Here is a 26,874-nt window from a genome sequence, read left to right as displayed (position 1 = left end):
ATGTCGGAGACCACGCAGGCGACCGAGCGCAAGGCGGCGCCGCCGCAGATCGAGGACGTGCTCGCCCTCAGCCCGTTGCAGGAGGGCCTGTTCTCGCTCGCCAAGCTGGCCGGTGACGACGACCTGTACAACATGCAGTTCGTGATCGAGGTCGCGGGCCCGGTCGACGTGGCGCTGCTGCGCCGCAGCGTCGAGGCGATCCTGCGCAGGCACGCCAACCTGCGCGCCGCGTTCTGGGACCGCGACGTGCCCAAGCCGGTGCAAATCGTGCCCACCTCGGTCGAGCTGCCGTGGTTCGAAAGGACCGCCGACGAACGGGAACTCGAAGCGATCGTGGCCTCCGAGGCCCGTCACGGCTTCGACCTGTCCCGCGGTCCGGCGCTGCGCGTCGCGATCGTCGCCCTGCCCGACGGGTCGCACCGAATGATCGTGACCGCCCACCACATCCTGATGGACGGCTGGTCGCTCGGTGTGTTCTTCCGCGAACTCTTCGCGGTCTACGAGGCGGGCGGCTCGGCGGCCGCACTGCCCGCGCCGCGCCCCTACCGCGATTACATCGGCTGGCTGGGCGCCCGCGACAGCGAGGCCACCCTGCGCGGCTGGGCCGACTACCTGGCCGAGGTGGACCCGCTGATTCTCGCCGACCGCGCCGACGCGGCGGTGAACACGATCGTGCCGACCATCCACAAGGTGGTCCTCGACGGCGCCGACACCGACCGGGTGCAGCGCTGGGCCCGCGCGAACGGGCTGACCATGAACACGGTCGTCCAGTTCGCGTGGGCGATCGTGCTCGGCAGGCTGACCGACCGCACCGACGTCGTCTTCGGCACCACCGTCTCCGGCAGGCCGGACGAGCTGGCCGGTGTCGAGACCATGATCGGCCTGTTCATCAACACCATTCCGGTGCGCATCCGGCTCGACGAACTGGAAGCGGCGGGCGGGGTGGCGCAAGGCTGCGCCCAGTTGCAGCGCGCGTCGGCGACCATGCGCGACAACGGATATCTGAGCCTGTCCGCCATTCAGCGGGCCACCGGGCGCGGCGCCCTGTTCGACACGCTCTTCGTCTACGAGAACGCGCCGGTCGCCGACGTGCTCCAGGCGATCACCACCGCGGACGGCACCACCTTCCGGCCGACCGCGTCGGAGAGCCTGACCCACTACCCGCTCGCGGTCGTCTCCTACCTGCTCAACGGCGAGCTGGCCGTGGTGGTGGAGGCCGTCGAGGCGGTGCTCGGCGAGATCTCGCCCGCCGACCTGGGCGCTCGCCTGGTGGAGGTACTGCGCCAGCTGCCCGATATCGGTGACGCGGGCCAGGATTCGCTCGACGTGCTGCTGCCGGGAGAGCGGCCGCGACCGCCCGTGTCGCCCGCCGCCGACGTCCTGGGCGTGACGGTGCCGGAGCTGTTCGCCCGCCAGGTGGCCGCGACGCCGGACGCCTTGGCGCTGAGCACCGAAGACGAGCGCTACACCTATCGGGAGCTCTCCGAAGCCGCACTGCGCCTGGCCGGTGGTCTGGCCGCGCGCGGCATCGGTTCGGAAGACGTTGTCGCCCTCGCTATGCCGCGTTCGGCCGAGTCCATCGTGGCCATCCTCGGTGTGCTCGCCGCTGGCGCGGCCTACGTGCCGGTCGACATCACGCTGCCCGCCGCGCGGATCGAATCGATTGTGCGTCAGTCGAACCCACGACTGATCGTGGTGGACGGCGCGGGTGTGCCCGCGCTCGACGAGATCGAGTCGCTGCCTCCCGTCGAGTCGTTCGGCGCGGTGGTGACCGACTCCGCGGCGCTCACGGCCCCGGTGTCCGGGCACCCGGAACAGTGCGCGTATCTCATCTTCACCTCCGGCTCGACCGGAGAACCCAAGGGCGTCATGGGCACCCACGCGGCGTTGGCCTCCTACTTCGCCGACCACCGCGACCGGGTGTACCGGCCCGCGACGGCTCGGCTCGGCAGGCCGCTGCGGATCGCGCACGCCTGGTCGCTGAGCTTCGACGCGTCCTGGCAGCCGATGATCGGCTTGCTGGACGGTCAGTCGATCCACCTGTTCGACGCGGAGGAGATGCGCGACGCGCAGCGCCTGGTGGACGGTATCGGCAGGGACGGCATCGACATGATCGACACCACGCCGTCGATGTTCGCCCAGCTGGCCGCCGCGGGCCTGGTGCACGACGGCGGCTCCGACCTCGCGGTGCTCGCCCTCGGCGGCGAGGCCATCGGCGTGCCGCTGTGGAAACAGCTGTGCGCCTTGCCGAACACCGCCGTGCACAACTGCTACGGCCCCACCGAGACCACGGTCGAAGCGGTGGTCGCCTCCGTCGCCGACCCGAAGGCGACGCCGACCATCGGCTCGCCCACCACCGGAATGACGGGCTACGTCTTCGATTCGCGGTTGCGTCCGACGCCGCACGGGGTCATCGGCGAGCTCTACCTCTCCGGCGCGCAGCTGGCGCGCGGCTACGCGGGCAAGCCGGGCATCACCGCCGAGCGTTTCGTCGCGGACCCGTTCCGGCCGGGCCAGCGCATGTACCGCACCGGAGACCTGGTGCGCCGCTTGCCCTCCGGCGATTTCGCCTACCTCGGCCGCGCCGACGACCAGGTGAAGATCCGCGGCTACCGCATCGAGATCGGCGACATCGAAGCCGCGCTGCACGCGTTGCCCGGCGTCCGTGAGGCCGCGGTACTGGTGCTGCGCCGCCCGAGCGGGCCGGTGCTCGTCGGCTTCGCGGTGGGCGCGGAACTCGAATCCGCCCGGCTGCGCGCCGAACTCGCCGAACGGCTGCCCAGCTACATGGTTCCGCACCGCATCCTCGCGGTCGGCGGACTGCCGGTCACCGGCAACGGCAAGCTCGACGCGCGGCAGCTCGAGGCGCTGGCGACCGCGGCGCTGGACAGCGCGGCGGCGAGCACCGCGCCGACCTCCGACACCGAACGCACGCTGTGCGCGACCGTCGCAGAACTCACCGGCGGCGCCGAACCCGGTATCGACGAGCACCTGGTCGAATTGGGACTGGACAGCATCGTCGCCATCTCGCTGGTTAACGCCTTGCGCCGCAAGGGAATCGCGACGAGCCCCCGCGCGGTGCTGACCGCGGGGTCGATCCGGGAACTCGCGGCGGCCATCGACGCGGGCGCGGGTACCGAAAAGAGCGGCGCCGTCGCCGAATACGGCGCGGTCGGCCAGGTGCCGATTCTGTCCTGGATGCACGAGCACGGCAACTACCGCAGGCTCGCGCTGAACACCCTGCTGGAACTGCCCGCCGAGGTGGACGGCCCGCGCCTGGAAGCGGTGCTGCAAGCTCTGCTCGACGGTCACGACATGCTGCGCGCCCGTTTCGTCGAGACGGCGGCCGGATACGACGTCGTCACCCGCGAGCCGGGTGTGGTGCGCGCCGCGGACATCCTGACCAGAATCGAAGCGGGACCGAACTTCCCGACGGAACTCGGTGCGCACGCGCTGGCCGTGGCCGACGAGATCGACCCGCTCACCGGCGATCTGGTGCGCGCGGTCTGGTTCACCCGCGCCGACGGCCCCGGCCTGCTGCTGCTCAACATCCACCACCTCGCGGTGGACCCGGTCTCCTGGCACATCATCTGCGCGGACCTGGCCGCGGCGTGGGAGGAGCTGTCGGCGGGTGCGTCGGAACTCGCTCCGCCGGTCGAGTACACGTCCTACCGCACTTGGGCCGAGCTGACTCGTGCTCGCGCGGGCAGCGCGGAGGTCGCCGCGCAGCGCGACTACTGGATCGCGCAGACGACCGCGCCGGACCCGGTGCTGGCCGCCCGGCGGCCGGATCCGAGCACCGACACCTGGTCCTCCTACCGGGTGCAGCCGCTGTTCACCGCGCCGGAGACGACCGCGGCGGTGCTCGACGGACTCACCGGCGAGCTCGGCGCGCGCGAGTTCCTGCTCGCCGCGCTGACCGCGACGCTGGCCACCTGGCGCCGGGAACGCGGCCAGGACGCCAGCGGCGGGGCGTATCTCGCGATGGAAGGCCACGGTCGCGAGGATCAGGTGCTCGGGGCCGACGTCGACACCGCCCAGACGGTCGGCTGGTTCACCAGTGTCTTCCCCGCGCGCTTCGGCGCGGGCGCGGACGCGGTGGATGTGGCCGCCGCGGAACAGGACCCGGCCGCGGCGCGGGCACTGCTCGCCTCGGTCGCCGCGTCGCTGGCCGCGGTGCCGAACAACGGCGTCGACTACGGCGTGCTGCGCTATCTCCAGGCCGACGCCGAACTCGCCGCGGCTCCCGAGCCGCAGGTGCTGTTCGACTACCTGGGCCGGATGGACCTGGCCGTCACCCGTAAGCCGTGGTCGCCGGTCCACGAGGTCGAGCTGTTCACCCAGTTGCCGACCGCGCCCGAACCCGATTTCCCCCTCCGGTACGCCATGGACGTCATCGCGGGCGTGCAGCCCACCGACGCCGGACCGCAGCTGGTCACCCTCCTGCGGTGGAGCGACGTCCTGTTCACCGCCGCCGAAGTGGCGCGGCTCGCCGAGATCTGGCACGCCGCCATCGCGGCGCTGGCGCGCGCGATCGCGCCCGTCGCCGTCGGTGGACCGCCCGCGACGCCCGCGTGAACCCGGAACCCCAAGACCGTCAGCCGAATCGAAGGACCACCATGTCAGAGGACATTCTCGAGCGTCGTAAGCAGTTGCTGCAGCGCCGATTGCGCGAAAACGCCGTCAAGGCCGACGCGCCCGCCCCGGTGCGTACCCGCGTCAGCGGCGAGCCGAGCCCGCTGTCGGACGCCCAGCGGCGCATGTGGTTCGTGCAGCGCCTCGATCCGGCCGACACCACGCTGAACGTCTGCGTCGCCTACCGGCTGACCGGAGCGCTGGACGCCGAGCGGTTGCGCGCGGCCTGCGCCACCGTCCTGGCCCGCCACGAGGTGCTGCGCACCACCTACGGCGTCGACGCGGACGGTGAGCCGTTCCAGGTGTCCCGCGATGACGTCGAATTGCCCTGGCAGGAACACGATCTCAGCGCGCTGCCGGAGGCGAGCCGGAACCTGCGGGTCGAGGTGCTGGCGCGCCGCGAGTTCGCGCGCCCCTTCGACCTGACCACCGACCTGCCGCTGCGCGCGACCCTGGCGCGCACCGCGGCCGACGAGCACGTGCTGATCCTCGTCGTGCACCACGTCGGCTGGGACGACGACTCGTGGCCGGTGTTCTTCGCCGAGGTCAACGCCGCCTACCGCGGCGCGGATTTGCCCGAACCGCGCGCCCAGTACATCGATGTCGAGGTCGGCGCGGACGGTGGCTCGGATGCCGATCTGGCCTGGTGGCGCGAGACGTTGACGCCGTTGCCCGAGCGCCTCGAACTGCCGAGCAAAGCGGCGGTGGCCACCCCGTCCAAGAACGCCGACAAGCGCACGAGGCCCCTCGCGCCGGAACTGATGGCGCGAGTCGTCGAGCTCGCGCGCGAGCACTCGGCCACGCCGTTCACGGTGCTGCTCGCCGCGTTCGAGGCGCTGGTCCACCGGTACACCGCCGCGACCGATTTCCTCGTCTCGGTGCCCGTCGTCAACCGGCGCGCGGGCGCGGAAAGCCTCATCGGCTACTTCGGCAACGCCGTGCTGGTCCGCGCGGACCTGGACAGCTCCGCCGATTTCGCCACTCTGCTGGAGCAGACCCGCGCCGCGTGCGTCGGCGCGTTCGGCCACCAGGGCGTGGGCATCGACCGCGTGGTCCGCGAGGTCGGCCCGGAGCGCGTCGCGGGTCGCGACGCCATGGCGCAGCTGGTGCAGCTCAGCTTCAGCGTCCGCGGCGAGGCCAACGGCTTCGACCTGGCTGGTGTCGAATCCGCCGAACTGCCGCTGGGCAGCGGCGTGGCCCAGGAGGAACTGGGCCTGATGGTGGTGCTCGACAGCGCGGGCGCGCGGGTCGAGGCGACCTATCTGGTCGACGTGCTGGACGAGCACCTGGTCGCCCAATTCCTCGACCACTACGTGCAATTGCTCGACAGCGCGCTGCGGGATCCCCGGCTTCGCCTGCGCGACATCGACATTCTCGGCGACGCCGACCGCGCCGAGCTGCTGGCCGCCTCGCACGGCCCGCTCGTCGAGACGCCCGTGACCACCCTGGTCGCCGTGCTCGAAGAGCGCGTCGCCGCGGCGCCACACCATGTCGCGGTGGTCTCCGACGACGTCGAGCTGACCTTCGACGCGCTGAACCGGCGCGCGAACCGGTTGGCGCACTGGATGATCGGCTTCGGTGTCGGCCCGGAGGACATCGTCGCGCTGCGCATGGCGACCTCCGTCGAGTTCATCGTCGCGTCCATCGCGGTGCTCAAGGCGGGTGCGGCGTACCTGCCGATCGACCCTGCCTACCCGGCCGACCGCATCGAGTACCTGCTCTCGGACGCCGAGCCCGAGCTCGTGCTCGACGCCGACGCACTCGCCGACGCCGAAGGCAAGGCCGCCGACCGTTCCGAGGCCGACCCGTCCGACAGCGATCGCCGATCGCCGCTGCGCCCGTCGAACACCGCCTACGTCATCTACACCTCGGGCTCCACCGGCAAGCCCAAGGGCGTTCCGGTGCCGCACGACGCCATCGCCGAGCACCTAGCCTGCTTCAACGCCGAATGGGACCTGACGCCGCAGGACCGGGTGTTGCAGTCCACCTCGGTGAGCTTCGACGCCTCGCTGATGGACATCTTCGTCACGCTCGCGGCGGGCGCGCGGGTCGTGGTGCCCAAGCCGAACGCCTACCGCGACATTCCGTACGTCGCGGATCTGGTTACCCGCCACGGCATCTCGGTGCTGCACATGGTGCCCTCGATGCTGGCCACCTTCCTGGTGCTGCCGGAGGTCAACGACTGGCGCACGCTGCGCCACGTGCCCGTCGGCGGCGAGGCGCTGCCGGGCGAGGTCGCCGACCGGTTCGCCACCCAGTTCGACGCGGAACTGCGCAACCACTACGGCCCCACCGAGGCCGTGGTCTGCTCGACCCACATGCCGGTCGACGGACCGCAGGGCACCGGCATCGTGCCGATCGGCGTACCGAACCAGAACGTCTACCTCTACCTGCTGGACGAGGCGCTGCAGCTGGTGCCCGACGGCGTCGTCGGCGAGATCTACCTCGGCGGCCGCCAGCTGGCCCGCGGCTACCTGCATCGGCCCGGCCTGAGCGCCGAGCGTTTCGTCGCCGACCCGTTCCTGCCCGGCGAAAGGCTCTACCGCACCGGTGATCTCGCGCGACGCAACACGCACGGCGAGATCGAGTTCGTCGGCCGCGCGGACGAGCAGGTCAAGGTGCGCGGGCATCGCATCGAGCTCGGCGAGGTCGAAGCCACCGTCACCGATCACCCCGGTGTCGCGCACTGCGTCGTGATCGTCACCGAGCACGAGTCGCTCGGCCCGATCCTGGCCGGATACGTGGTGCCCCAGCCGGGCGTCGAACTCGACCTGGACGTCGTGCGGGCGTTCGTCGGCGCGCGCCTGCCGGAGTACATGGTGCCCGCGGCGCTCACCGTCATCGACGAGGTGCCGCTGACCGCGCACGGCAAGCTGGACAAGCGCGCCCTGCCGACCCCCGAGCTCGCGGTGGCGCGTAGCTACCGGGAACCGAAGACGCCCACCGAGATTCGCGTCGCCGCGTTGTACGCCACCCTGTTCGACCAGGACCGCATCGGCGCCGACGACTCGTTCTTCGAACTCGGCGGCCATTCGCTGCTGGCCGCCCGCCTGATCACCATGATCCGCGCCGAGTTCGGCATCGAGATCGACATGCGCGTGCCGTTCGACAAGCCGACCGTCGCGGGGCTCGCGGCTCACCTGGTCGCCTCGTTCCTCGACGAATTCGGTATCGACCTGGACGAACTCGGCGAGACCGAGGCATCGGACGCCGATCAGGCCGTCGCCGAGGCGCGCGGTTCGCGGCCCGAACTGGCGCGCAGGGAGCGGCCCGAGCACATCCCGCTGTCGTACTCGCAGCGCGCGTACTGGTTGCAGCGGCGCATGGAGGGCTCGATCGACGGCGAGAACGTCACCTACCCGATCCGGTTCGACGGACCGATCGATCGCGCCGCGCTGTTCGCCGCGATCGATGACGTGGTGGCCAGGCACGAATCGCTGCGCACCACGTTCCCCGAGCACGAGGGCACGCCGTACCAGCTCGTGCATCCCATCGCGCACGTCGAGGTCCCGGTCCTCGACCTGAACGGTGACGAGGCGAAGCTCGACGAGGAACTCACGACCGACGCCGATTACGTGTTCGACCTGCAGGCCGAGCCGCTGCTGCGCCTGCGGCTGCTCGTGCTGGACGAGCGGACCACCGTGCTGTCGATCCTGATGCACCACATCATCGCCGACCGCAGGTCCTGCCAGATCTTCGTCGACGATCTCACCGCCGCCTACCGCGCTCGCGTGCGCGGAGCCGCCCCTGAGTGGTCCGAATTGCCCATCCAGTTCGCCGATTTCGCCATGTGGCAGCGCGAGATGTTCGATCGCGGTGCGGATCGCGAGGTCAGCGCCGCGGGTCAGGCACAGCTGGACTACTGGCGCGAGGCGTTGGCCGGGCTGCCGGACGAGATCGCCGTCGGACACGACCGCCCGCGTCCGCAAGTGCTGGGCCGCAATGGCATCGGCACCGCGCGCACGGTGCCCGCCGCGATCTGGGAGAAGGCCAGGGCCAGGGCCGAGGAGGCCGGGGCCACCGAGTTCATGCTGTGCCAGGCCGTCAGCGCGGTGGTGCTGAACGCGCTCGGCGCGGGCGACGATCTGGCCATCGGCGCCGCGGTCGCCAACCGCATCGGCGAGGCGACCGACGACCTGATCGGCCTGTTCGCCAATGTCGTCGTGCTGCGCAACGACGTCTCGGGCGATCCGACCCCGCGGGTCGTGCTGGACCGGGTGCGCGATTCGGCGCTGGACGCGATCAGCAAGCAGGGTGTGCCCTTCGAGCGGCTGGTGGAGACCATCAACCCGGCGCGCTCGCTGGCCCGCAACCCGCTGTTCCAGGTGATGATGCACTTCCGGCACCGGCAGGCGCCCGTCGCGTTCAGCGAGGACGGGGCGACGACGCTGGAGGGCATCGCCAAGTTCTACGACGTGTCGTTCATGGACTTCCATTTCGACTACACCGTGGACATCACCGGCGACCTGATCGCGCGCGTCGTGGTCAACCCCGACCTGTACGAGGCCGCGACCGGCGAGGTCTTCGCCGACGTGCTTGCCAAGGTGTTCGAGGCCTTCGCCGAACAGCCGGACCGGGCGCTCACCGAACTGGACGTGCTGCCCGCCGAATGGGACACGGCCCGTTCGGTGGTGCACATGACGCCCGCGTCCGCGCGGTCCACCGGCGGCGAAAGCGAAGCGCCGCAGACCGATACCGAGCGCACCCTGATCGCCATCCTGGAGGAACTGCTGGAGATCACCGACGTCGGACGCGACGACGGCTTCTTCGGGCTCGGTGGTGACAGCGTCATCGCCATCCAGTGGGCGGCCCGGGCGGGCGAGGCGGGTCTGCCGCTGACTCCGCAGCTGGTGTTCGAGTACTTCACCATCGCCGAACTGGCCGCCGCCGTGGACGAGGTCGCCGCCAACCCGCCCGCCGAGACCGAGGACGAGCACCGGCACGAGGCGATGTCGGTGTCGGGCCTCGATCAGAACGCCCTCGCGGCGCTCCAGAGCTCCTGGGCGGCGCAGAACTGACGCGCACCGGTCGGCCGGTTTCCCATCGGCCGACCGGATGCCCGCTGTGGCCGGTTGGCGCGCCTCCGACCAGGCGGTACGGTCGGTGGCGATGACCTCGACCTCCACCTCGATCCTCGTTCCGATTCTCGTGGTCACGACCGCGATCATCGGCGCACGGTGGATTCTGCTCCGCGACAACATGATCGACCGGTTGCTCAACCGTGCGCTGGCCTGGAGCGTCAGCGGGGTGTTCGCGTACGGCGGTGCGGTATGGCTGGGATTCGCCGAACTCGCGCCACTGGCGTTCATCACCAGCGGATTGCTCGCCATGGCCAACGTCTACGCGCTGGCTCGGCTGCTCGACAGCGGCGACACCGAAAAAGCGCCGCGCAGACTGCGGACCTACCATGCGGTCGCCGTAGCGGCATCGGGCGTCGCGATCGTCGCGGAGTCGCCGATCGGCAGCGCGCTCTCCATCGATCGGATAGTCGATTGGTCCGCGGTGCTCTGGGTGGGCTCCGACGTCATGATCGCGGTGTCGGTGGTGTTGATCGCCAGGGCGTGTGTGCGCGAGCTGCGGGGCTTCGTCGGCACCGTGCGGGAAAGACTGACCTACACAAGTCTGCTGCTGCTCGCTTGCACCTCCGGGGTGCTGACCGTCGTCGCGGTGGTCGACATCGTGGCGGGCAGACCGCCCGCCGAACCGCGCGCGGCGGGTGGCGTCGCCGCGTTCGTCAGTCTGCTGCTCTATGCCGTGCTCCTAGCCGTCCCGCTGGTCAACGTGGTCCTCGAGCGACTGGGATTGGACAGGGCCGGTCGCGACTGCCGTCGGTTGCGTCCGATGTGGCTCGACCTCACGACCGCGGTACCGGGAGTGGTTCTGGATCAGGCACTGCCGCAGGCGGACTCGCTCGCGCGGCGTTACCGCATGATGGTCGAGATCTCGGACGCGCTGCTGCACCTCAGAAAACTGGATACGGAATCGTCCCGCGTCCTGGACGGGGCGCTCGCCCGAAACACGCCCGCGATGGCGCGGACAGCCTTGCCCGACATCGGCGACGGACCCGGCGAAGGGCAGCGTGCCGTGGAACTCCAGATGCTGCTCGAGCTGGCCCGCGCATGGCCCGCCCTTCGCACGGACGTCGTCCGGCCGTCAGCGTGGTGAGCGGGCATCGGATCGACAGAGGCGCGTTCACGGTGCCGGGTAGGTGTTCGGCGTGAGCGGCGCGGCGCCGATGTGGTTGATGGTGCCGGTGTTCCTGATGCAGGCATCCGTCACCCTCGGCCGCTGGCTGCTGGTGAACGACACGCGCGCCGACCGGCTCATCAACCGGGCGTTGACTTTCAGCGCGGTGTGCGTGCTCTCGGCGCTCGTGGACACCGATCTCGGCGCCGACGGTTGGTCGAGCAAGGTCTTCCTCGTCTGCGGTGCGCTGGCGTTGGCCAGCGTGTACGGGCTGGCCGAGCTGTTCGACGGCGCCGACCCGGCGCTGGTCCGTCGCAGGCAGTGGGCCTACGACGTGCTCGTGGTGAGCGGTGCGGTATCACTGCTGCTCGGTGACGGTCTGGCCGCGCCCGCGACGTGGTGGCGCACCGCCCTCTGGGTCGCGATCTTCCAACTGCCGATGGCCGCGGCCGGGGTGCGCACCGTGCGCGCGTGTCTGCGCGAAATGCCGCGCACCCGTTCGCGGCTGGAGCGGATCGCGTACTCGGCGCTGCTGGCTACCGCCGCCTATTGGTGCGCCGCAGCGCTTTTCGCCGCCGCGACGTCGGTACTCGACGGCGTCGCCTATCCGACGCAGTGGACCGTGGCCTCGTGCCTGGTCTACCTGTTCGTCGCCATCCTCTCGGCCATTCCGCTGGCCCGAGCATTCGGCGCGCGCAGCGGACTCGATCGCACCGGGCGGGAGCTACGCACCTTGCAGCCGCTCTGGCGGGATCTCACGGCCGCTGTTCCGGAAGTCGTGCTGCGTCCCGCGGCGGGACGGATCACTGAACCGGACTCGCGGCTCTACCGCATGGTGGTCGAGACCAGGGATGCGCTACAGCACCTGCGGATGTACATGCCGCGGGACGGCTCTGGTGAGCCTGGTATCGCGGCCTACGCGCGCCGGATCTCGCAAGCCGTCGACGCCAAGGCGGCCGGAGCCGCGCCGTCCGTGGAAGGGGCGGCGCGGGAGATTCCTTACGCGGGAAAGGATTTGGACGCCGAACTCGGCTACCTGCTCGAGCTGGCCAGGGCCTGGCCGGGTGTGATCAGCGGGCCTTCGCGGGCGAACCGACGATGACGCTGCCGACGTTGCACTCCTCCAGCTCGTTCACGCCCGCGGCGGAGACGAACGCGGCTGTGTCGCTGAAGCCCTGCGCGCACGCGCCGAGACCCATCGCGGTGGCCGCGAGGTACACCGTCTGCATGAGCACGCCGACGTGCTTGAGGATGCTCGCGTAGGCGACCTGCTCGTAGGTCCACATGACCCGCCCGGAGCGCGCGGCCATCGCCAGCACCAGCTGCGGTTCGCCGCCGTCGACCAGGGTGGCCGAGGTGGAGCGGATCAGCTTCTGCACGGCGGGCGAGTCGACGGGAGCGACGGGACGCAGCACGTGGTCGAACGAATCGTAGTGGTACATCCCGGGTTCCAGGCCCGCGACGTTGCGCACGATCGGGTACAGCTCCAGCTCGTAGACACTGCCGCCCGACGGATACGGGCGCGAGGTGAGCTCCTCGCCCTCGGCGACCTGCCGGACCGAACGGGTGCGCGCGGTGCGGTAGAGCAGCTCGGCGAGCTGGTCGATCGTCATCGGCGCGGCGTCGTCGAAATCGCGGCAGGAGACCCGGTCTTCGAGCACGTCGGTGAGACTGGGGTCGGCGATGCGCAGCTTGTCCAGGTCCGGCTTCGCCAGCGGGACCGGGGTGCCCGGGTAGTTCGGCTTGCGCGCGGGCGGCTGCGGGAAGGACGGCTTGCCCCACTTGGTCGGGCCGAAGTGCTCCCAGGTGATGGTGCGCGGGCCGAGCGTGCTGCGGCGGTGGAACCACAGGTCCGGCGCGCTCCAGCTGCGGGTGGTGAACTCGCGCTCCTCGGCCGCCGGATCGGCCACCAGGAAACCGCACCAGTGCAGGTCGTCGGCGAGCTGGGACTTGATCGCGATGGGCAGTGTGGAATCGGCCGCGCCGGGCCCGTCCAGCAGGGCGAGCAGGCGCGGGTCGTGGATGCGCAGATCGCACCAGGCCAGCGGATGCTCCAGCACGAAGCCCTGCGAGTCGCGGTGCAGCACAGCGAATTTCGACAGCGTCGCCGACCAGGGCAGCGCCGCCTTCGGCCGAGCGGGCGGGTTGGCGAACGGCCGGATCGTGTAGAGATCCCGGCCGCCGTCGCGCACGGTGACCGACAGCCAGCCGCCGTCGGTCAGCCGCTCGACAAGCTCGCCGACGTCGGCCCCGCCGCCGGTGCCCGCCATCTCACCGAGTGTCGACGGGCCCTGGTTCAGCGTCTTCAGTGCCTGCACCTGGGCCGCGCCGAGGTTGGTGAGCTTCTGGTTGTTGGGCGGGTTCAGCAGCACCGCACCCGTCGGCACGGTCACGCAGGTGACGCCGTCGCGCAGGGCGAACCGGGTCTGGTCGGGATAGATGACGGCGGACACCGGGAAACTCCTCTTACTTCTCGCGTCTTCGCTTACTTCGCGGCGTTGGCCAGCGCGGGCGACAGCTTGTCCAGGATGAACGGGATGGACAGCACGGTCGGTTGGTTCACCGCGGTGATCTCCTGCGTGGTGAGGAAGACGACGGAGTCCTTCTTCACCGCGGGCAGCTCCGCGTAACCGGGCAGCTGGCGCCACTTCTCGTCCATACCGGCCGAGTAGCCCGCGAGCAGCAGGTCGGCGGTGAGCTCGTTGATGCGCTCCGGAGACAGCGCGACGCGGCCCTGGTTGGCGGGCAGGTCGGCGAGGTTCTTCGGGACGCCGAGGCCGAGCTGGGCGAACACCTTGGCCGAACCGTCGTTCGGGTCGTTGAGCACCATCAGCTGGGTCATGCTGGCCAGCCAGGTGCTCGCGAAGGTCTTGCCCTTCAGGCCCGGGTTGGCGGTGGTGATGCCCGCGATCTTGTCGTCGACGCCCGCGATGAGCTTGGTGGCTTCGTCCTGCTTGTGCAGCACCTTGCCGAGCGTGGTCACCAGATCCTGCCAGGGCGTGATGATTTCCTTGCTCAGGCCGGGCAGGGTCGGGGCGACCTTGGAGAACTCGTCGTAGTTCTTCTGATCGGCGATGAAGGAGTCGGCCAGGATCAGGTCCGGTTCCAGCGCGGCGACCTGTTCGGCCAGGTTGCCGGTGGTGCTCAGCGGCTTCGCGGACTCGCCCATCTTCGGCTGCCACGGCGGCGCGCCCTTGCCGAGCACGGCGACGTTGTCGATGTAGGCGGCGGGCGTCACGCCGAGCGCGATACTGGTGTCGAGCCACTGGTTGCCGAGCACGACGATCTTCTCCGGGACCCCGGTGATGGTGGTCTCGCCCCTGACGTGGCTGACGGTGATCGACTCGCCGTCGCCACCCGCCGCGTCGCCCGACGATCCACACGCGGTGACGCCGAGGGCCATGGCGCCGGCCAACACGGCCACCGCCGCCCGCGCCCAGCCACGGGACGCCCGAACAGACCTCATCGTTGAACCCTCCTTCACCGAGGAACTCCTCGACCGGCCCTCCCGAGCCACCAGAACAAGTCAGCCAAGCCTAACCTATCCATATCTCGCCTACGCCCCAGGTCGGATAGCGATATGCCGACGCTTCGGCTCGGTACGCTGCTGCCATGACCATGGAGCTGCCGGAGCGGCTGCCGCACGAGATGACCGAAGAGCAGTACCGTCGGCTGCCGGAGAACATCGCCCGCGCTGTATCTGGTGGTTTTACTCGACACCGAGTACGAGATCGAAGAGGTACGCGAATTCCGTCTCGACGCGCACGCCGGGGAGTACCGGTTGCACCGGCTGCACCGGGAAGGATTCCTCGAGCTGGAGCACGTCGTCGTCGGTGAAATCGGCTTCGCCGACCTGGTTCGCTAGGAGACAGACCGGCCGGGTCGCTCCATGCTGCTGGCGGCGTAGGGTGCTGGCGTGAGTACTGTGCCGCTCGCGGTCGTGGTGGCGGTGTCCGTGTTCCTCGCCGCGATCGTCGGGGGGCGTTGGTTCCTGGTGAACGAGTTGCTGATCGATCGGCTGATCAACGCGACGTTGAGCTGGGATCTGGCGGCGATCGTGCTGTACGAGATCGCGAGCGTGCTCGGCATGCGCGATCTGGGGGAGCGGTTGTTCCTCGGAATCGGCGCCATGACGCTGGCCTACGCGTACGGGTTCGCCAGGCTGCTCGACGGTATGGACTCCGCGACGCTGCGATACCGGCAGCGGCAGTACAACAGGGTCGGTGTCTCGACGGGAGCGGTCATCCTGTTGGGTCCGGCACTGGTCGATCTGCTCGGCTGGCCGCTGGGCAGCCCTGCCGCCCAGAACCGGGTGATCTGGACGGCGGGCAGTTTCGTCGCCATCAGTTGCGGAGCGCTGATCGCCAGGGCGTGCGTACGGGAACTGCGCACACCCGATCCGACCGCGCGGGAGCGTTGGGCGTACTTCGCTCTGCTCGCCTTCGGGCTGTACTGCTGCTTCGCCTCGGGCGTCGGGGCGCTCCGCATCATCGCGGGCATGCGGACCATCGAACCCGGCTTGCCGTGGGCGGTAGCCACTTTCGTGATGCTTGCGGTGGTGACGGCGTTGATCGCGATCCCACTGCTCAGCGCCGTGCTGGTGCGCAGCGGGCTCGATCGCGACGGCCGCGCGTGCAGGCGGTTGCGTCCGCTGTGGTGCGATCTCACCGCGGCCGTCCCGGAAATCGTGTTGCTGCCGGACGATTCGCATCGCGGCGAGCCGATGTCGCGGCTGTATCGGATGACGGTCGAGATCCAGGACGCGCTGATGCACCTGCGCCCGTACGAGCCCGCGCCGTCGGACGAGCCGGGCACGGACGCCTACGCCAGGCGAATCGCGCACGCCGTTCGGGCGAGGACTTCCGGCGTGCCGCCGCGCGCACGCGACGGCACGCACACCGGCACCGCCCAAGCACTCGGGACCGACTACCGCGCAACGGGCCTGCCCGAACTGCTCCGGCTCGCGAAGGCGTGGCCGAAAGAGGGAGTTCGGGTCACGGGGTGACCTGTTCCTGGCGAGTTTCGGCGCGCAGGCCGATGGACACGATGTCCGACGGTTGGTCGAGTTCGATACGGTGCCAACGGTTTCGGGGAACGACGAAGGCGGTGCCCGCGGAGAGCGGGATCATGGTTTCGGGATCGCCGGGGCGCTCGGGGCGCAGGTAGAGGCGGAATCCGCCGGAGAGGCAGCAGACGGCCTCCGCGCTGGACGGGTGGATTTCCCAGTGGTCGGCGTGGACGTCGGCGTCGGTCTCCACGTGGAAGGCCGCCAGCTGCCAGCCGCCGGAGTCGTCGGCCATGCGGCGAGGGCCCGCGCCGACGCTGCCATCGGGGCGGAATTGGAGGGCGCGGGTGAACAGGTCGATCGTTGTCACAGAGATTCCCTTCATCGGTTCGCCTCGGAAAGCTCTTCCGAGAGTGCGGTTTCCAGTGGATTCGCAGATCGGCGGGCCGCGGGTAGCGCGAAGGCCGCGACGACCGCCGCCGCGACGAAGAGCAGGGCGGCCACGGCCAGCCCGAGCGCGTACCCGTCGTTGAGGCCGACCGGGTCCATCCGTTCGCCGGTCCGGGTGGCGGCGAGGGTGGCCAGCGCGGCGACACCGATGCTGCCGCCGAGCTGCCGCGCGCTGTTGAACACGCCGGACGCCATCCCCGCCTCGGCCCGCGCGACGCCCATCGTCGCGGCCGCGGCCACCGGCGCCAGGCACAACCCGAGCCCGAACCCGCCGATCAGCGACGGACCGAGCACATCGGCGAGGAAGCCGCCGTCCGGACTGATCAGCGCGAACCACCCGATGCCGACCGCCGCGATCGCGCCGCCCGCGATCAGCGCGCCGCGCGGTGACCGACGCGCACCGAGCTTGGTGGCCACCACCGTGCCCGCGACGACCGCGAGCGAGAACGGCACGAACGCCGCGCCCGCCGCGCCCGCGCTCATCCCGAGCACCTGCTGGAGGTACAGCGACGTGAGGTAGAAGGCCGCGAATTGCCCTGCGCTGGCGAGGAATACGAATAGATTGGCACCGCTGACCCAGCGGTTGGCGAACAACCCGATGCGCAGCAGCGGGTCCGCCGCTCGCGTTTCCCGGCCGACGAACGCGGCTAGCGCCACCGCCGCGGCCGCCAGTGTCACGCCGGTGGTCGCCGAGAGCCAGCCGTGGCGTTCGGTACCGATCACGCCGAGCACCAGCAGACCGACACCGCCGGTGGCCAGCACCGCACCGACCATGTCCAGCCGCTTCGCCGCACCGCCGGCCGCGTCGGCCGCGACGCCCGCCAGCACCGCGCCCACGGCGATGACCACGATCGGCACGTTGATCAACATCACCCAGCGCCAGCTCAGGTATTCGGTGAGCAGCCCGCCGACCAGCACGCCCATCGCGCCGCCCGCCGCGTTCACCGCGCCCCACACGCCGAGCGCCCGAACCCTGGCGGGCCCTTCGGCGAAGGTGGTGGTGAGAGTCGCGAGTGCGGCGGGTGCGACGGCGGCGGCCGCGACGCCCTGAATCGCCCGGGCCGCGACCAATTCCCACGGAGCCTGCGCGAAACCACCTGCCAGCGAGGCGATCCCGAAGACGACGAGCCCGCCGAGAAAGAGCCTGCGCCGCCCGAACACATCGGCGGCCTTGCCGCCCAGCAGCAGGAAACCGCCGAAGGTCAGCGCGTAGACGTGCACCACCCACGCCAGATCGAGCGGCGCGAACCCGAGGTCGGCCCGGATCGCGGGCAGCGCCACATTCACCACCGCCATGTCCAACGCGACCATGAACTGCGCGACGGCGACCGCCGTCAACGCCATGTTCGGTCGCTGATTCGAGTTTTTATACACGTATAAAAACTAACCGCGCGGCGGATCTCTGTCCATACCTTCGTGAACGGCGCACCGCGCCGACGCCTTCGGCGCACGGCTTACCCCGGGCCCGTGTTCTGCCGCCGTGGGCGAAGATGGACGCATGCCCCCTTCGTCTTCGCAGCGCGAACCGTCCGGAGCGCGCGCCGCGGCACGACGCAAGCCGTCCGGTGCGCGTGCGCAGGCTGCCGGAGTCGAGCGGTTGGGCGAACCTGCCCAGGCGGACGCCATCGAGTCCTCCGGTGAGCGCGCGCAGGCGACCGGCGGCGAGCGGTCGGGCAAGCGGGTGGAAGCAACCGCCATCGAGCCGTCGGGCGAGCGTGCGCAGGCGGCCGCCGCCGAGGACTTGGGTGAGCGTGCGCGGTCGACCGGCAACGAGCGGTCGGGCACGCGGACGCGGTCTGGTGAGCGGACATCCTCGGACCGCCGCACCGGCCGACCCGCGCGCATCTCCCGCGCGGAGATCGTCGCCGCCGCGCACAAGGTGCTCGACGCGGAGGGCGTCGAGAAGCTGACGATGCGCAGGCTCGCCACCGAACTCGGCTGCACGCCGATGGCGCTCTACCACCACGTGCGCGACAAGGACGACCTGCTGCGCATGCTGCTGAACGACTACGCCGACCAGGTCACCTGGCCGGACCTACCCGACGATCCGAAACAGCGAATCCTGCTCGCCGCCACCGCGATGCACGACGTGCTCGCCGCGCGGCCGTGGATCGTCGAGGTGCTCACCGGCGGCGATCTGTTCGGTCTGTCGGCGCTGTGGGTCAGCGAGAACATCATCGACGCCGCCGTCGACGCGGGCCTGTCCCTCGACCGCGCGGCGCACGCCTACCGCGCCATCTGGCACTACACCGCGGGCGAAATCCTCATCCGTGGCAACGCCGTTCGGCGCGCGGCCGACGAGCGGCCCACCTTCCGCGACCAGGTCTTCGCCGACCTCGACCCCGAAACACTGCCGCGCTTGGCCGAACTCGGCCCACGGTGGGCCGCCCTCAGCGCCACCGACACCTACGCCGACGGCCTGCGCGCCCTCGTCGACGGCTTACTCGCGCCACGATCGGACCCGCGCTGAAGCCGTCGACGGCAAACCTCCGGCCGAATGCCGTTGCGTCCTAGAGGCTGACCCGCTGGTCCGGCGGCAGGAACAGCTCGTCGCCTTCCTTCACCTCGAAGGTGGTGTAGAACTCCGCGATGTTGCGCACCACCTGGTTGCAGCGGAATTCGTTGGGGGCGTGCGTGTCCTGAAGACGGGAGATGGCGGCCTCCTCGGTCTGCTTCTCCCGCCAGGTGCGCGCGTGCGAGAAGAACATCTCGCGGTAGTCGGGCGCGACGCCCTCGCGTTCCGCGGCGATCCGGTAGGCGGCCAGTGCGATCTGCAGGCCGCGCAGGTCGGCCAGGTTCTCGCCGACCGTCAGCTTGCCGTCCACCTTGTATTTGGGGTCCATACCCTCGGGCACCAGACCGTCGTACTGCGCGATGGCCTGATCGGTCTTGGTCTTGAACGCGGCCAGATCCTCCGGGGTCCACCAGTCGCGGCGGTTGCCGTCGCCGTCGTACTTGGCGCCCTGATCGTCGAATCCGTGCCCGATCTCGTGGCCGATGGTGGCGCCGACCGCGCCGTAGTTCACCGCGGCGGTCGCATCCTTGTCGAAGTTCGGCGGCTGCAAATACGCGGCGGGAAAGGCGATCTCGTTGTTGGTGGGGGAGTAGTAGGCGTTCACCGTCTGCGGCGACATCGCCCACTCGGCCTTGTCGACCGGGGTGCCGAGGCGCTCGAAGGCACGCTTCGACTCGAAGACGTTGACCGCGCGCAGCGATTCGATCAGCTTGCCCCTGGTGATCTTCAGCTCCGAATAGTCGACCCACTTGTCCGGATAGCCGATCTTGACCGTGATCTTGGCGAGCTTGGCCAGCGCGGCCTCCCGGGTGGGCTGCGACATCCAGGCCGAATTGGTGAAGTCGTTCCGGTAGGCGGCCATCAGGTCGTCGACCATCTCCTGCGCGCGCCGCTTCGCCTCCGGCGGGAAGTGCTCGTCCACGTACAGCTTGCCGAGCTGCTCGCCGAGATAGTCGTCGACCACGCCCACCGCCGACTTCCACAACTCCGGCCGCTCCTCCAGCCCGCCGAGCACCTTCCCGACGAAGTCGAACCGCGCGTCGGCGATGGCCTTGGGCAGGAAGCGCGCGTAGGCGTGGGTGACGTGCACGCGCAGGTACTCCCGCCACTGCGCGATATCCACCTCGGCCCACAGCTGCCCGGCCGCGGTGACGAACGACGGTTGGCCGACAACGATCTTCTCGAACAGCGATCGAGGCCGGTCGGTGTTGCCCGTCATCCACTGGTCCCAGTCGAATTGCGGTGCTAGAGCGGTCATTTCGTTCCAGCTCAGCAGGTTGTAGGTGGCGTCGGTGTCGCGCGCGCGCACGCGGTCCCAGTGGGCCGCCGCGATCCTGGTCTCCAGGTCGAGCACCCGCTGGGCCAGCCCCGCCGGATCAGGGAACCCAGCGCCCTCGGCCATCTTCTCCAGGTAGAGCTTGTAGCCCGCGATCCTGGCGGCGAACTCGGGCTTGCGGTATTCCTGTTCGCCGAGCGTCAGGCCGGACTGCCATATGGTGGCGATGTAGGCGTTGGAATCCTTGCGATCGGTGCCGATGTTGATACCGATCAGGCCGCCGATCGGCAGCTCGGCCATCACCTTGGCCAGCTCGGATTTGGTCGCCGCGCCGTCGATCTTCGCGAAGAGGTCCGCCAGCGGGCTCATGCCGAGCCGCTCGATCTGCTCCAGGTCGAGCCGGGCGTCGTACAGATCCCGGATCTGCTGCGCCTCGGAACCGGGCTCCGGGTTCTCGATGCGCTCGATGATGGCGCGCAGCTGTTCGGTGGTGCGGTCGACCGCCTCGCTGATCGCACCGACCTCGGACTTGTCCGGCGGTAGCTGGTAGTCGCGCAGCCACGCGCCGTTGACGTGCCGGTACAGGTCGTCCTGCGGCCGGATCAGCGGGTCGGCGCCGCCCATGTCGACACCGGTCAGCTGTACGGTGTTCGCGTTGCCGTCGTTCGAACAGGACGCCAGCAGCGCCGCGGCGGGAGCGGCGACGCCGAGCGCGACCAGGAAGGCGCGACGGTCCAGCTGGACCCGACGACCGGTTGATGTCACGTGAATCCTCTCCCCGATGCGGTCCACGCCCGCACGTTGTGATCGATGGCGACGTTCGTTCGGCCGAGGCTACCGGCGCGGCGGGTCGCGGGCACGGATTCCTCGCCGAGCGGCCCCGATTTGGGAACGACCTGGGGATTCCCCTACACTAGACCGGTTGCCTGCGGGAGCTGTGCCCGCATCCTGGCCGCGAACCCCCAGTGGTGGCTCCGAGTTCTTGCTCAGACCGTACGAAACCGCTGGCAGGCGCGCGTTCGGGTGGTGACACGACCATGCCCGTCGGGTCGGCAATCCGGCGTGCGTATACGTCCAGGTCAAGGAGGCTGAAGTGATTCAGCAGGAGTCGCGACTGCGCGTCGCCGACAACACGGGTGCGAAGGAAATCCTCTGCATCCGCGTTCTCGGTGGTTCGTCGCGTCGCTATGCCGGTATCGGCGACATCATCGTCGCCACCGTGAAGGACGCCATCCCCGGCGGCAACGTCAAGCGTGGTGACGTGGTGAAGGCCGTCGTCGTGCGCACCGTCAAGGAGCGTCGTCGTCCGGACGGTTCCTACATCAAGTTCGACGAGAACGCCGCCGTGCTCATCAAGGCGGACAACGATCCGCGCGGCACCCGCATCTTCGGCCCGGTCGGCCGCGAGCTGCGCGACAAGAAGTTCATGAAGATCGTCTCGCTGGCTCCGGAGGTGCTCTGACATGAAGGTGCACAAGGGCGACACCGTGCTCGTCGTCTCGGGTAAGGACAAGGGCGCCAAGGGCAAGGTCATCCAGGCCTACCCGGCGACCAACAAGGTCCTCGTCGAGGGCGTGAACCGGATCAAGAAGCACGTCGCGAACTCTGCCACCCAGCGCGGCGCCTCCTCGGGCGGCATCGTGACCCAGGAAGCTCCCATCCACGTGTCGAACGTGATGGTCGTCGACTCCGACGGCAAGCCGACCCGCATCGGCTACCGGACCGACGAGAACGGCAAGCGGGTCCGGATCTCCCGTAAGAACGGGAAGGACATCTGACATGACCACCTCTGAGAAGACCCAGCCGCGTCTGAAGCAGCGCTACCGCGCCGAGATCAAGGACGCGCTGAACAGCGAGTTCAACTACGCCAACGTGATGCAGATCCCGGGCGTGGTCAAGGTCGTCGTGAACATGGGTGTCGGCGACGCCGCCCGCGACGCCAAGCTGATCAACGGCGCCGTCGAGGACCTGGCCCTGATCACCGGTCAGAAGCCGCAGATCCGCAAGGCGACCAAGTCCATCGCGCAGTTCAAGCTGCGTGAGGGCATGCCGATCGGCGCGAAGGTCACCCTGCGCGGCGACCGCATGTGGGAGTTCCTGGACCGCCTGGTCTCCATCGCGCTGCCCCGTATCCGCGACTTCCGCGGCCTGTCGCCGAAGCAGTTCGACGGCAACGGCAACTACACGTTCGGTCTGAGCGAGCAGTCGATGTTCCACGAGATCGACGTGGACAAGATCGACCGCCCGCGCGGTATGGACATCACCGTGGTCACCACGGCGACCAACAACGAAGAAGGCCGTGCCCTGCTGAAGCACCTCGGCTTCCCGTTCAAGGAGAACTGAGCCATGGCTAAGAAAGCACTGGTCAACAAGGCCAACGCCAAGCCGAAGTTCGCGGTGCGCGCCTACACCCGCTGCCAGCGTTGCGGCCGCCCGCACGCCGTCTACCGCAAGTTCGGCCTGTGCCGCGTGTGCCTGCGCGAAATGGCGCACCGCGGCGAGCTGCCGGGCGTGCACAAGAGCTCCTGGTGAGCCCGCGCTCCTCGTGAGCGCGCACGCACAACCGAATACCCCACCAGGGCACGGACTCGGTCGAGTCCGTGCCCTCGTGCGTCCGGAGGGCGCGACCGCACTCCTTGTCAAAGCGATAGCCACCGCGCTCTTTATTAAAGCTTGACTGCTAACCTTTAATAAGGAGGAGTCATGGCAAAGCTTGTGCAGCGGCAGTGGGCCGGAAACCTGGACGGCGGCGGTCTGTCACGGAGAGACCGCGGCTCCGGCACGTACCAGGCGTACCTGCCCGACCCGCTTGCCGGTCGTTCCATCGTCCTGACCAGCGAGACCGTCGCCGACGTCGTCGATGCCGAGGTCGCCATCGCCCGACTCGACACCGAGGCGAAAGCGCTAGCCGAGACCGAAGCACTGTCTCGGTTGCTGCTGCGTGCCGAAGCTGTCGCATCGTCGCGGATCGAGGGGCTGGAAATCGGTGCGCGGCGGCTCTTGCGCGCGGAGGCAGCGCGACAGTTGGAGGGCGAGTCCTCGGATGTGACTGCCATCGAGGTGCTTGCGAATATCGACGCGATGGCGGTGGCGACCAGTGCAGTCGGTCGCGGCGAGTCGATCAGCGAGGACATTTTGCTCGAGGTCCATCGTCGCCTCCTGGCAGGCACCAAACTGGCACAGCACGGTGGATGCCTGCGTGAAGTGCAGAACTGGATCGGCGGCAGCTCCTTCAACCCCTTCTCGGCGGCTTTCGTCCCTCCACCGCCGGAATACGTGCCCGAGCTGATGAATGACCTGATCGACTTCTGCAACAGCGATGACCTGCCTGCCGTCGCACAAGCCGCGATCGCGCACGCCCAGTTCGAGACGATCCACCCGTTCATCGACGGCAACGGCCGCACCGGGCGAGCGCTGATCCATCTCGTACTGCGCCGTCGCGGCGTCGCCGAACGCGTCGTCGCGCCGGTGTCGCTGGTGCTTGCCACCTGGAGCGACAGTTATATCGAGGGCCTGAATCGCTTCCGGTACATAGGTTCTGCGGACTCAGCGCAAGCCACCGACGATCTGAACACCTGGGTGGGGCGCTTCGCCGCGGCATGCACTCGCGCGGCCGAGGACGCGACGGCGTTCGAAGTCACAGCCGCCGATCTCGAGCGCTCATGGCGGGAACGAGTGGCGCCAGTGCGGGCGAACTCCGCACTCGACCTGCTCCTCGGCAAGCTCATCGGCGCCCCGATCCTCACCGTCTCCACCGCGGCCACCCTCATCGGACGCAGCTTCCCCGCCGCGAACGCCGCCGTCGAGCGCTTGACGGAAGCCGGAATCCTCCGCCAGCTCAGCATCGGCCGCCGCAACCGAGCCTTCGAGTCACCAGAAGCGATCACCGCTTTCACGGCTCTCGAACGACGCCTCGCCAGCCCGGACGGTGACACGCGGACATCGGATCCGAATCGCCCGGTGCCCCGCCGTCCCTCCCGCTGACCTTCCGCCTCATGGTGATGTCGGGAGCCCGGTGGTGAACTCGCGGTCTGGGGCTTCGTTACCCGGGCAATGTTAAGAACAGCTTCGGATCGGGGCGCTATCTCGATTTGTAGTAACGAACGTTTCTGATTGCCGATCTTCCGTGTGGACCATCACATGGAGGATGAAATGAACCATCTCGCAACAAAATTCGTTGTCGCCGCCGCGTCCGTGGCCATTCTTGGCGCGGGTGCCGCGCCCGCGATGGCGGCCCCGGCTCCGTTGGCGCCGCAGGCCGCACCGGTCGCCGATTCCGGTTCCTCGGGCACCGGCTCCGCGGCCCTCGACCTCCCGCTGGGTCTGCTCGAGCTGCTGATGTGTGGTCCGTGGGGCAGCACGCAGCAGCACCCGAACCCTGCTTGCCGCTGAGCGTCGGCCACGTGAGGCGAAAGCGCGGACTCCCGGAGTCCGCGCTTCGCGCGTTCGATGCCATGGCGGTGGCTCAGAATTCGAGTTCGGACCAGGGGATGTGGATGGGGAACTGTGGCCGATTCGGCCGATTGGTTTGCATCGTCGTCTCTCGCTAGCGCAGTTCGCTACTCGCCCGCTGGATTACGATGGCGCTTATGCCGAGTCCGCAGATCGAGCGTCCGGACCTGCCCGAGTACATGACGTGGGAGGAGCTCGAGCAGCTACCCGACGAGATCGCCGGGCAGATCGAGCTGTGGGAAGGGCGGGTTGTGTGGCTGCGGCGGGGGCCAGCCGAGCATCAGGCGTTCACCTTCGCCATGACGAGCGCTCTCAAACGATGCACGCGCGAAGTCAGGACACAGCGGCCGCAGGACTGCTGGCGCGCCGATTTCGAAACCAACGTGTTCTTCGGAAATACCGGAAAATCCGACTTCGTCACCCCCGACTTCCTGGTGTACCGGTGCCCCGAGGTTCCGTATCAGGACATTCGCGCGGCGGATGTGCTCATCGTCGGCGAAATCCTCTCACCATCGAATACGCAGACCGACATCGAGGACAAGAAGGCGCGCTATGCCAAGGCGGGGATTCCCTGGTACTGGGAAGTTGCGCTGGAACGTGAGCGCAGCGCGATCCGCTATGTCCATGCCTATGCGCTGGAGACCACCCATGGACAACTTCCGCCGGGCGTACGGCCCCTGCACCCAGCCAATTACCTCCTGATCGACAAATGGATGGCTGGGAAGTCGCACGGAATCGATCTCGACGCACCATTCCCTATCCATATCCCCTGGGATGAGCTCGAATTCTGAACGCTGCCTCGCCAGTCCGGACAACGACACGCGACCCTCGGATTTCCGCCGCCCGGTGCCCCGCCGCCCGACTCGACAGGAGGCGGTCGCTGCGGCGAGCCGGGGGTCGGACTCTGAACTCTCGCCCACGGCGAGGGCGCGGGTTCAGCTGGCGCGAGGCGATAGGCGCAGCTCGAATCCCGAAGGCTCGAGGGTGATCTGCTCCTTGATGTCGAGCTTGTAGCCGGGATCGTGCTCGAAATCGAATTCGTGCAGGAGGTGGGCCAGGGCGAGCATCACTTCGTGATAGGCGAACTGGCGGCCGATGCAGGCGCGGAGTCCGGTGCCGAAGGGTTTGTAGGCGCGCTGGTCGCGCTGACGGCCGGGTAGCCAGCGGTCCGGGTCGAATTCCTCGGCGTCCTCGCCCCACACCGCCTTGTCTCGGTGGGCTTGGAGCGTGAGGACTAGAACCCAGTCGCCGGCCTTGAAGTGGTAGCGGCCGTCGCCGATGACCACATCGTGGCGGGCTTCCCGGAAATATCCCGGTGCGACCGGCCACAGCCGCAGCGTCTCATCGACGATGCGCCGGATGTACCGCAGTTTCGCGACGTCGTCGAACGCGATGGTCAGGTGACTCTGGCCGGGGAATCGCTCGGCCAACTCCGCGCGTGCCTTCGCGGCGATCCCGGGGTTGCGGGCGATCTCGTAGAGCGCGAAGGCGAGCACGCCCGCGCTGGTCTCGTGGCCTGCCACGAGGAAGGTCAGGATCTGGTTGCGGATGTTGAGGTCGTCGAGGTTCTCGCCGCTCTCGGGATCCGGGACCGTGAGCATGCGGTCGAGCAGGTCACCGTGCTCGCCGACGGTGCCGCTGGACTTGCGCGTGGCGATGATCTCGTCGACGACCTTGTGGACGTAGGCGATGTCGCGTTCGTGCTGTGCGGTGGCGCTACGGCCGATGGTCTTCTGGATGATCGGGGGGAGGTTGGCGTTGCTATTGATGTACCGCAGCCCCCGCAGCATGGTCGCGACGAACGGGTGGGTCTTCTCGCGGGTGAACGAGTCGAAGGTGAAGTCGAACCCGCACTTGCTGATGACCTCGAGGGTGAAGCGGTTCATGTCCTCTGCGACGTCGACCCACCGACCTCGGCGCGAACCCCAGTAGGCGATCAGATCTGCGGCCACCGTGTTCATCGTGTCGTGGTAGCCGATCATGGCCTCCTTGGTGAAGGAGGGGGCGAGGATGTTGTGGGCCTTCTGCCAGTTCGGCTCACTGTTGTACGCGGTGAACAGGCCGTCGCGGGCGACGGGCCGGATCTTCTTGAACAGCACCCCGACGTGCTTGGTCCAGTTCTTCTCGTCGTTGATCTCGGCGATCAGGTCAGCCCCGGACACAACGATCATGGGCCAGTCCATGATCCGGCGCTCGAAGATGGGCCCGAGCGCCTGCGCGTCACGCATCGACATCTGGGTGGGCTTGATCGGGTCGGTGGTGAGCAGGTCGCCGATCACCGGCAACCGCCACCGCGGATGCGGAAGCGGAAGTCTGGACTCGGTGGTCGAGGGCGTGCGAATCGCCATTGGGAAG

Annotated in this window: 20 protein-coding genes; 14 read left to right on the top strand and 6 right to left on the bottom strand. The window is 69.0% G+C overall.

The window, feature by feature from the left end; all coding sequences use genetic code 11:
- The 4 genes from AB0H49_RS01520 (at position 1) to AB0H49_RS01505 (ending at position 11,923) form a co-directional block, all read left to right on the top strand.
- Entirely contained in the window at positions 1 to 4,578 is a 4,578-nt protein-coding gene (locus AB0H49_RS01520; RefSeq protein WP_357245942.1) for an amino acid adenylation domain-containing protein, read from the top strand.
- A 41-nt stretch (positions 4,579 to 4,619) separates the two neighbouring features.
- The gene (locus AB0H49_RS01515) at positions 4,620 to 9,653 is read left to right on the top strand and encodes an amino acid adenylation domain-containing protein (RefSeq protein WP_357245939.1); all 5,034 of its coding nucleotides are present in this window, start codon (positions 4,620 to 4,622) and stop codon (positions 9,651 to 9,653) included.
- A 91-nt stretch (positions 9,654 to 9,744) separates the two neighbouring features.
- Entirely contained in the window at positions 9,745 to 10,800 is a 1,056-nt protein-coding gene (locus tag AB0H49_RS01510; protein WP_357245937.1) for a DUF6545 domain-containing protein, read from the top strand.
- 52 nt (positions 10,801 to 10,852) lie between these two features.
- Positions 10,853 to 11,923, top strand: coding sequence for an MAB_1171c family putative transporter (locus tag AB0H49_RS01505; RefSeq protein ID WP_357245934.1), 1,071 nt, complete (start codon positions 10,853 to 10,855; stop codon positions 11,921 to 11,923).
- On the opposite strand, the gene AB0H49_RS01500 is transcribed toward AB0H49_RS01505, so the two are convergent.
- Together AB0H49_RS01500 and AB0H49_RS01495 are read right to left on the bottom strand one after the other, a co-directional pair.
- Positions 11,892 to 13,274, bottom strand: coding sequence for a SagB family peptide dehydrogenase (locus AB0H49_RS01500; RefSeq protein WP_355000155.1), 1,383 nt, complete (start codon positions 13,272 to 13,274; stop codon positions 11,892 to 11,894). The two genes, AB0H49_RS01505 and AB0H49_RS01500, sit on opposite strands and share 32 nt — an antisense overlap.
- A gap of 32 nt (positions 13,275 to 13,306) precedes the next feature.
- Entirely contained in the window at positions 13,307 to 14,287 is a 981-nt protein-coding gene (locus AB0H49_RS01495) for an ABC transporter substrate-binding protein (protein ID WP_355000154.1), read from the bottom strand.
- A 237-nt stretch (positions 14,288 to 14,524) separates the two neighbouring features.
- On the opposite strand from AB0H49_RS01495, the gene AB0H49_RS01490 reads away from it, so the two are divergent.
- The gene (locus tag AB0H49_RS01490; protein WP_357245930.1) at positions 14,525 to 14,686 is read left to right on the top strand and encodes a hypothetical protein; all 162 of its coding nucleotides are present in this window, start codon (positions 14,525 to 14,527) and stop codon (positions 14,684 to 14,686) included.
- A gap of 51 nt (positions 14,687 to 14,737) precedes the next feature.
- Positions 14,738 to 15,826, top strand: a complete 1,089-nt coding sequence (locus tag AB0H49_RS01485) for a DUF6545 domain-containing protein (RefSeq protein WP_355000152.1) — start codon at positions 14,738 to 14,740, stop codon at positions 15,824 to 15,826.
- Here the strand turns inward: AB0H49_RS01485 and AB0H49_RS01480 are convergent.
- On the bottom strand, positions 15,816 to 16,211 hold the full coding sequence (locus tag AB0H49_RS01480) for a cupin domain-containing protein (RefSeq protein WP_357245927.1): 396 nt from the start codon (positions 16,209 to 16,211) through the stop codon (positions 15,816 to 15,818). The two genes, AB0H49_RS01485 and AB0H49_RS01480, sit on opposite strands and share 11 nt — an antisense overlap.
- Positions 16,208 to 17,620 (bottom strand): MFS transporter, encoded by a 1,413-nt coding sequence (locus AB0H49_RS01475; RefSeq protein WP_357245924.1) that lies wholly within the window; start codon positions 17,618 to 17,620, stop codon positions 16,208 to 16,210. Before AB0H49_RS01475 ends, AB0H49_RS01480 begins: the two co-directional genes overlap by 4 nt.
- A 154-nt stretch (positions 17,621 to 17,774) precedes the next feature.
- Here AB0H49_RS01475 and AB0H49_RS01470 point away from each other — a divergent pair, with 154 nt between their 5' ends.
- Positions 17,775 to 18,746, top strand: a complete 972-nt coding sequence (locus AB0H49_RS01470; protein WP_357245921.1) for a TetR/AcrR family transcriptional regulator C-terminal domain-containing protein — start codon at positions 17,775 to 17,777, stop codon at positions 18,744 to 18,746.
- 40 nt (positions 18,747 to 18,786) lie between these two features.
- On the opposite strand, the gene AB0H49_RS01465 is transcribed toward AB0H49_RS01470, so the two are convergent.
- Complete coding sequence (locus AB0H49_RS01465) at positions 18,787 to 20,832, bottom strand: M13 family metallopeptidase (protein WP_357245918.1); 2,046 nt, start codon at positions 20,830 to 20,832, stop codon at positions 18,787 to 18,789.
- A gap of 328 nt (positions 20,833 to 21,160) precedes the next feature.
- Between AB0H49_RS01465 and rplN the strand changes: the two genes are divergently transcribed.
- The 7 genes from rplN (at position 21,161) to AB0H49_RS01430 (ending at position 25,310) form a co-directional block, all read left to right on the top strand.
- The gene (rplN, locus tag AB0H49_RS01460; RefSeq protein ID WP_014981702.1) at positions 21,161 to 21,529 is read left to right on the top strand and encodes a 50S ribosomal protein L14; all 369 of its coding nucleotides are present in this window, start codon (positions 21,161 to 21,163) and stop codon (positions 21,527 to 21,529) included.
- Position 21,530: 1 nt separating this feature from the next.
- Positions 21,531 to 21,845 carry a 50S ribosomal protein L24 gene (rplX, locus tag AB0H49_RS01455; RefSeq protein ID WP_067785240.1) on the top strand — a complete coding sequence of 105 codons (315 nt, stop codon included), beginning with the start codon at positions 21,531 to 21,533 and terminating at the stop codon, positions 21,843 to 21,845.
- Position 21,846: 1 nt separating this feature from the next.
- The gene (rplE, locus tag AB0H49_RS01450; RefSeq protein WP_067785237.1) at positions 21,847 to 22,410 is read left to right on the top strand and encodes a 50S ribosomal protein L5; all 564 of its coding nucleotides are present in this window, start codon (positions 21,847 to 21,849) and stop codon (positions 22,408 to 22,410) included.
- 3 nt (positions 22,411 to 22,413) lie between these two features.
- A complete protein-coding gene (locus tag AB0H49_RS01445) occupies positions 22,414 to 22,599 on the top strand; it encodes a type Z 30S ribosomal protein S14 (RefSeq protein WP_014981705.1) in 186 nt (61 codons plus the stop codon).
- 171 nt (positions 22,600 to 22,770) lie between these two features.
- Entirely contained in the window at positions 22,771 to 24,051 is a 1,281-nt protein-coding gene (locus tag AB0H49_RS01440) for a Fic family protein (protein ID WP_357245913.1), read from the top strand.
- A gap of 168 nt (positions 24,052 to 24,219) precedes the next feature.
- Entirely contained in the window at positions 24,220 to 24,459 is a 240-nt protein-coding gene (locus AB0H49_RS01435) for a hypothetical protein (protein ID WP_357245910.1), read from the top strand.
- Between the two features lie 197 nt (positions 24,460 to 24,656).
- On the top strand, positions 24,657 to 25,310 hold the full coding sequence (locus tag AB0H49_RS01430) for a Uma2 family endonuclease (protein ID WP_357245907.1): 654 nt from the start codon (positions 24,657 to 24,659) through the stop codon (positions 25,308 to 25,310).
- Positions 25,311 to 25,454: 144 nt separating this feature from the next.
- On the opposite strand, the gene AB0H49_RS01425 is transcribed toward AB0H49_RS01430, so the two are convergent.
- Positions 25,455 to 26,867: a cytochrome P450 gene (locus AB0H49_RS01425; RefSeq protein WP_357245905.1), complete on the bottom strand. Its 1,413-nt coding sequence runs from the start codon at positions 26,865 to 26,867 to the stop codon at positions 25,455 to 25,457.
- Positions 26,868 to 26,874 lie beyond the last annotated feature (7 nt).

It is taken from the genome of Nocardia sp. NPDC050713, from assembly GCF_040654315.1.
Taxonomy (GTDB): Bacteria; Actinomycetota; Actinomycetes; order Mycobacteriales; family Mycobacteriaceae; genus Nocardia.
This window is presented reverse-complemented; position numbering and strand designations above follow the sequence as displayed.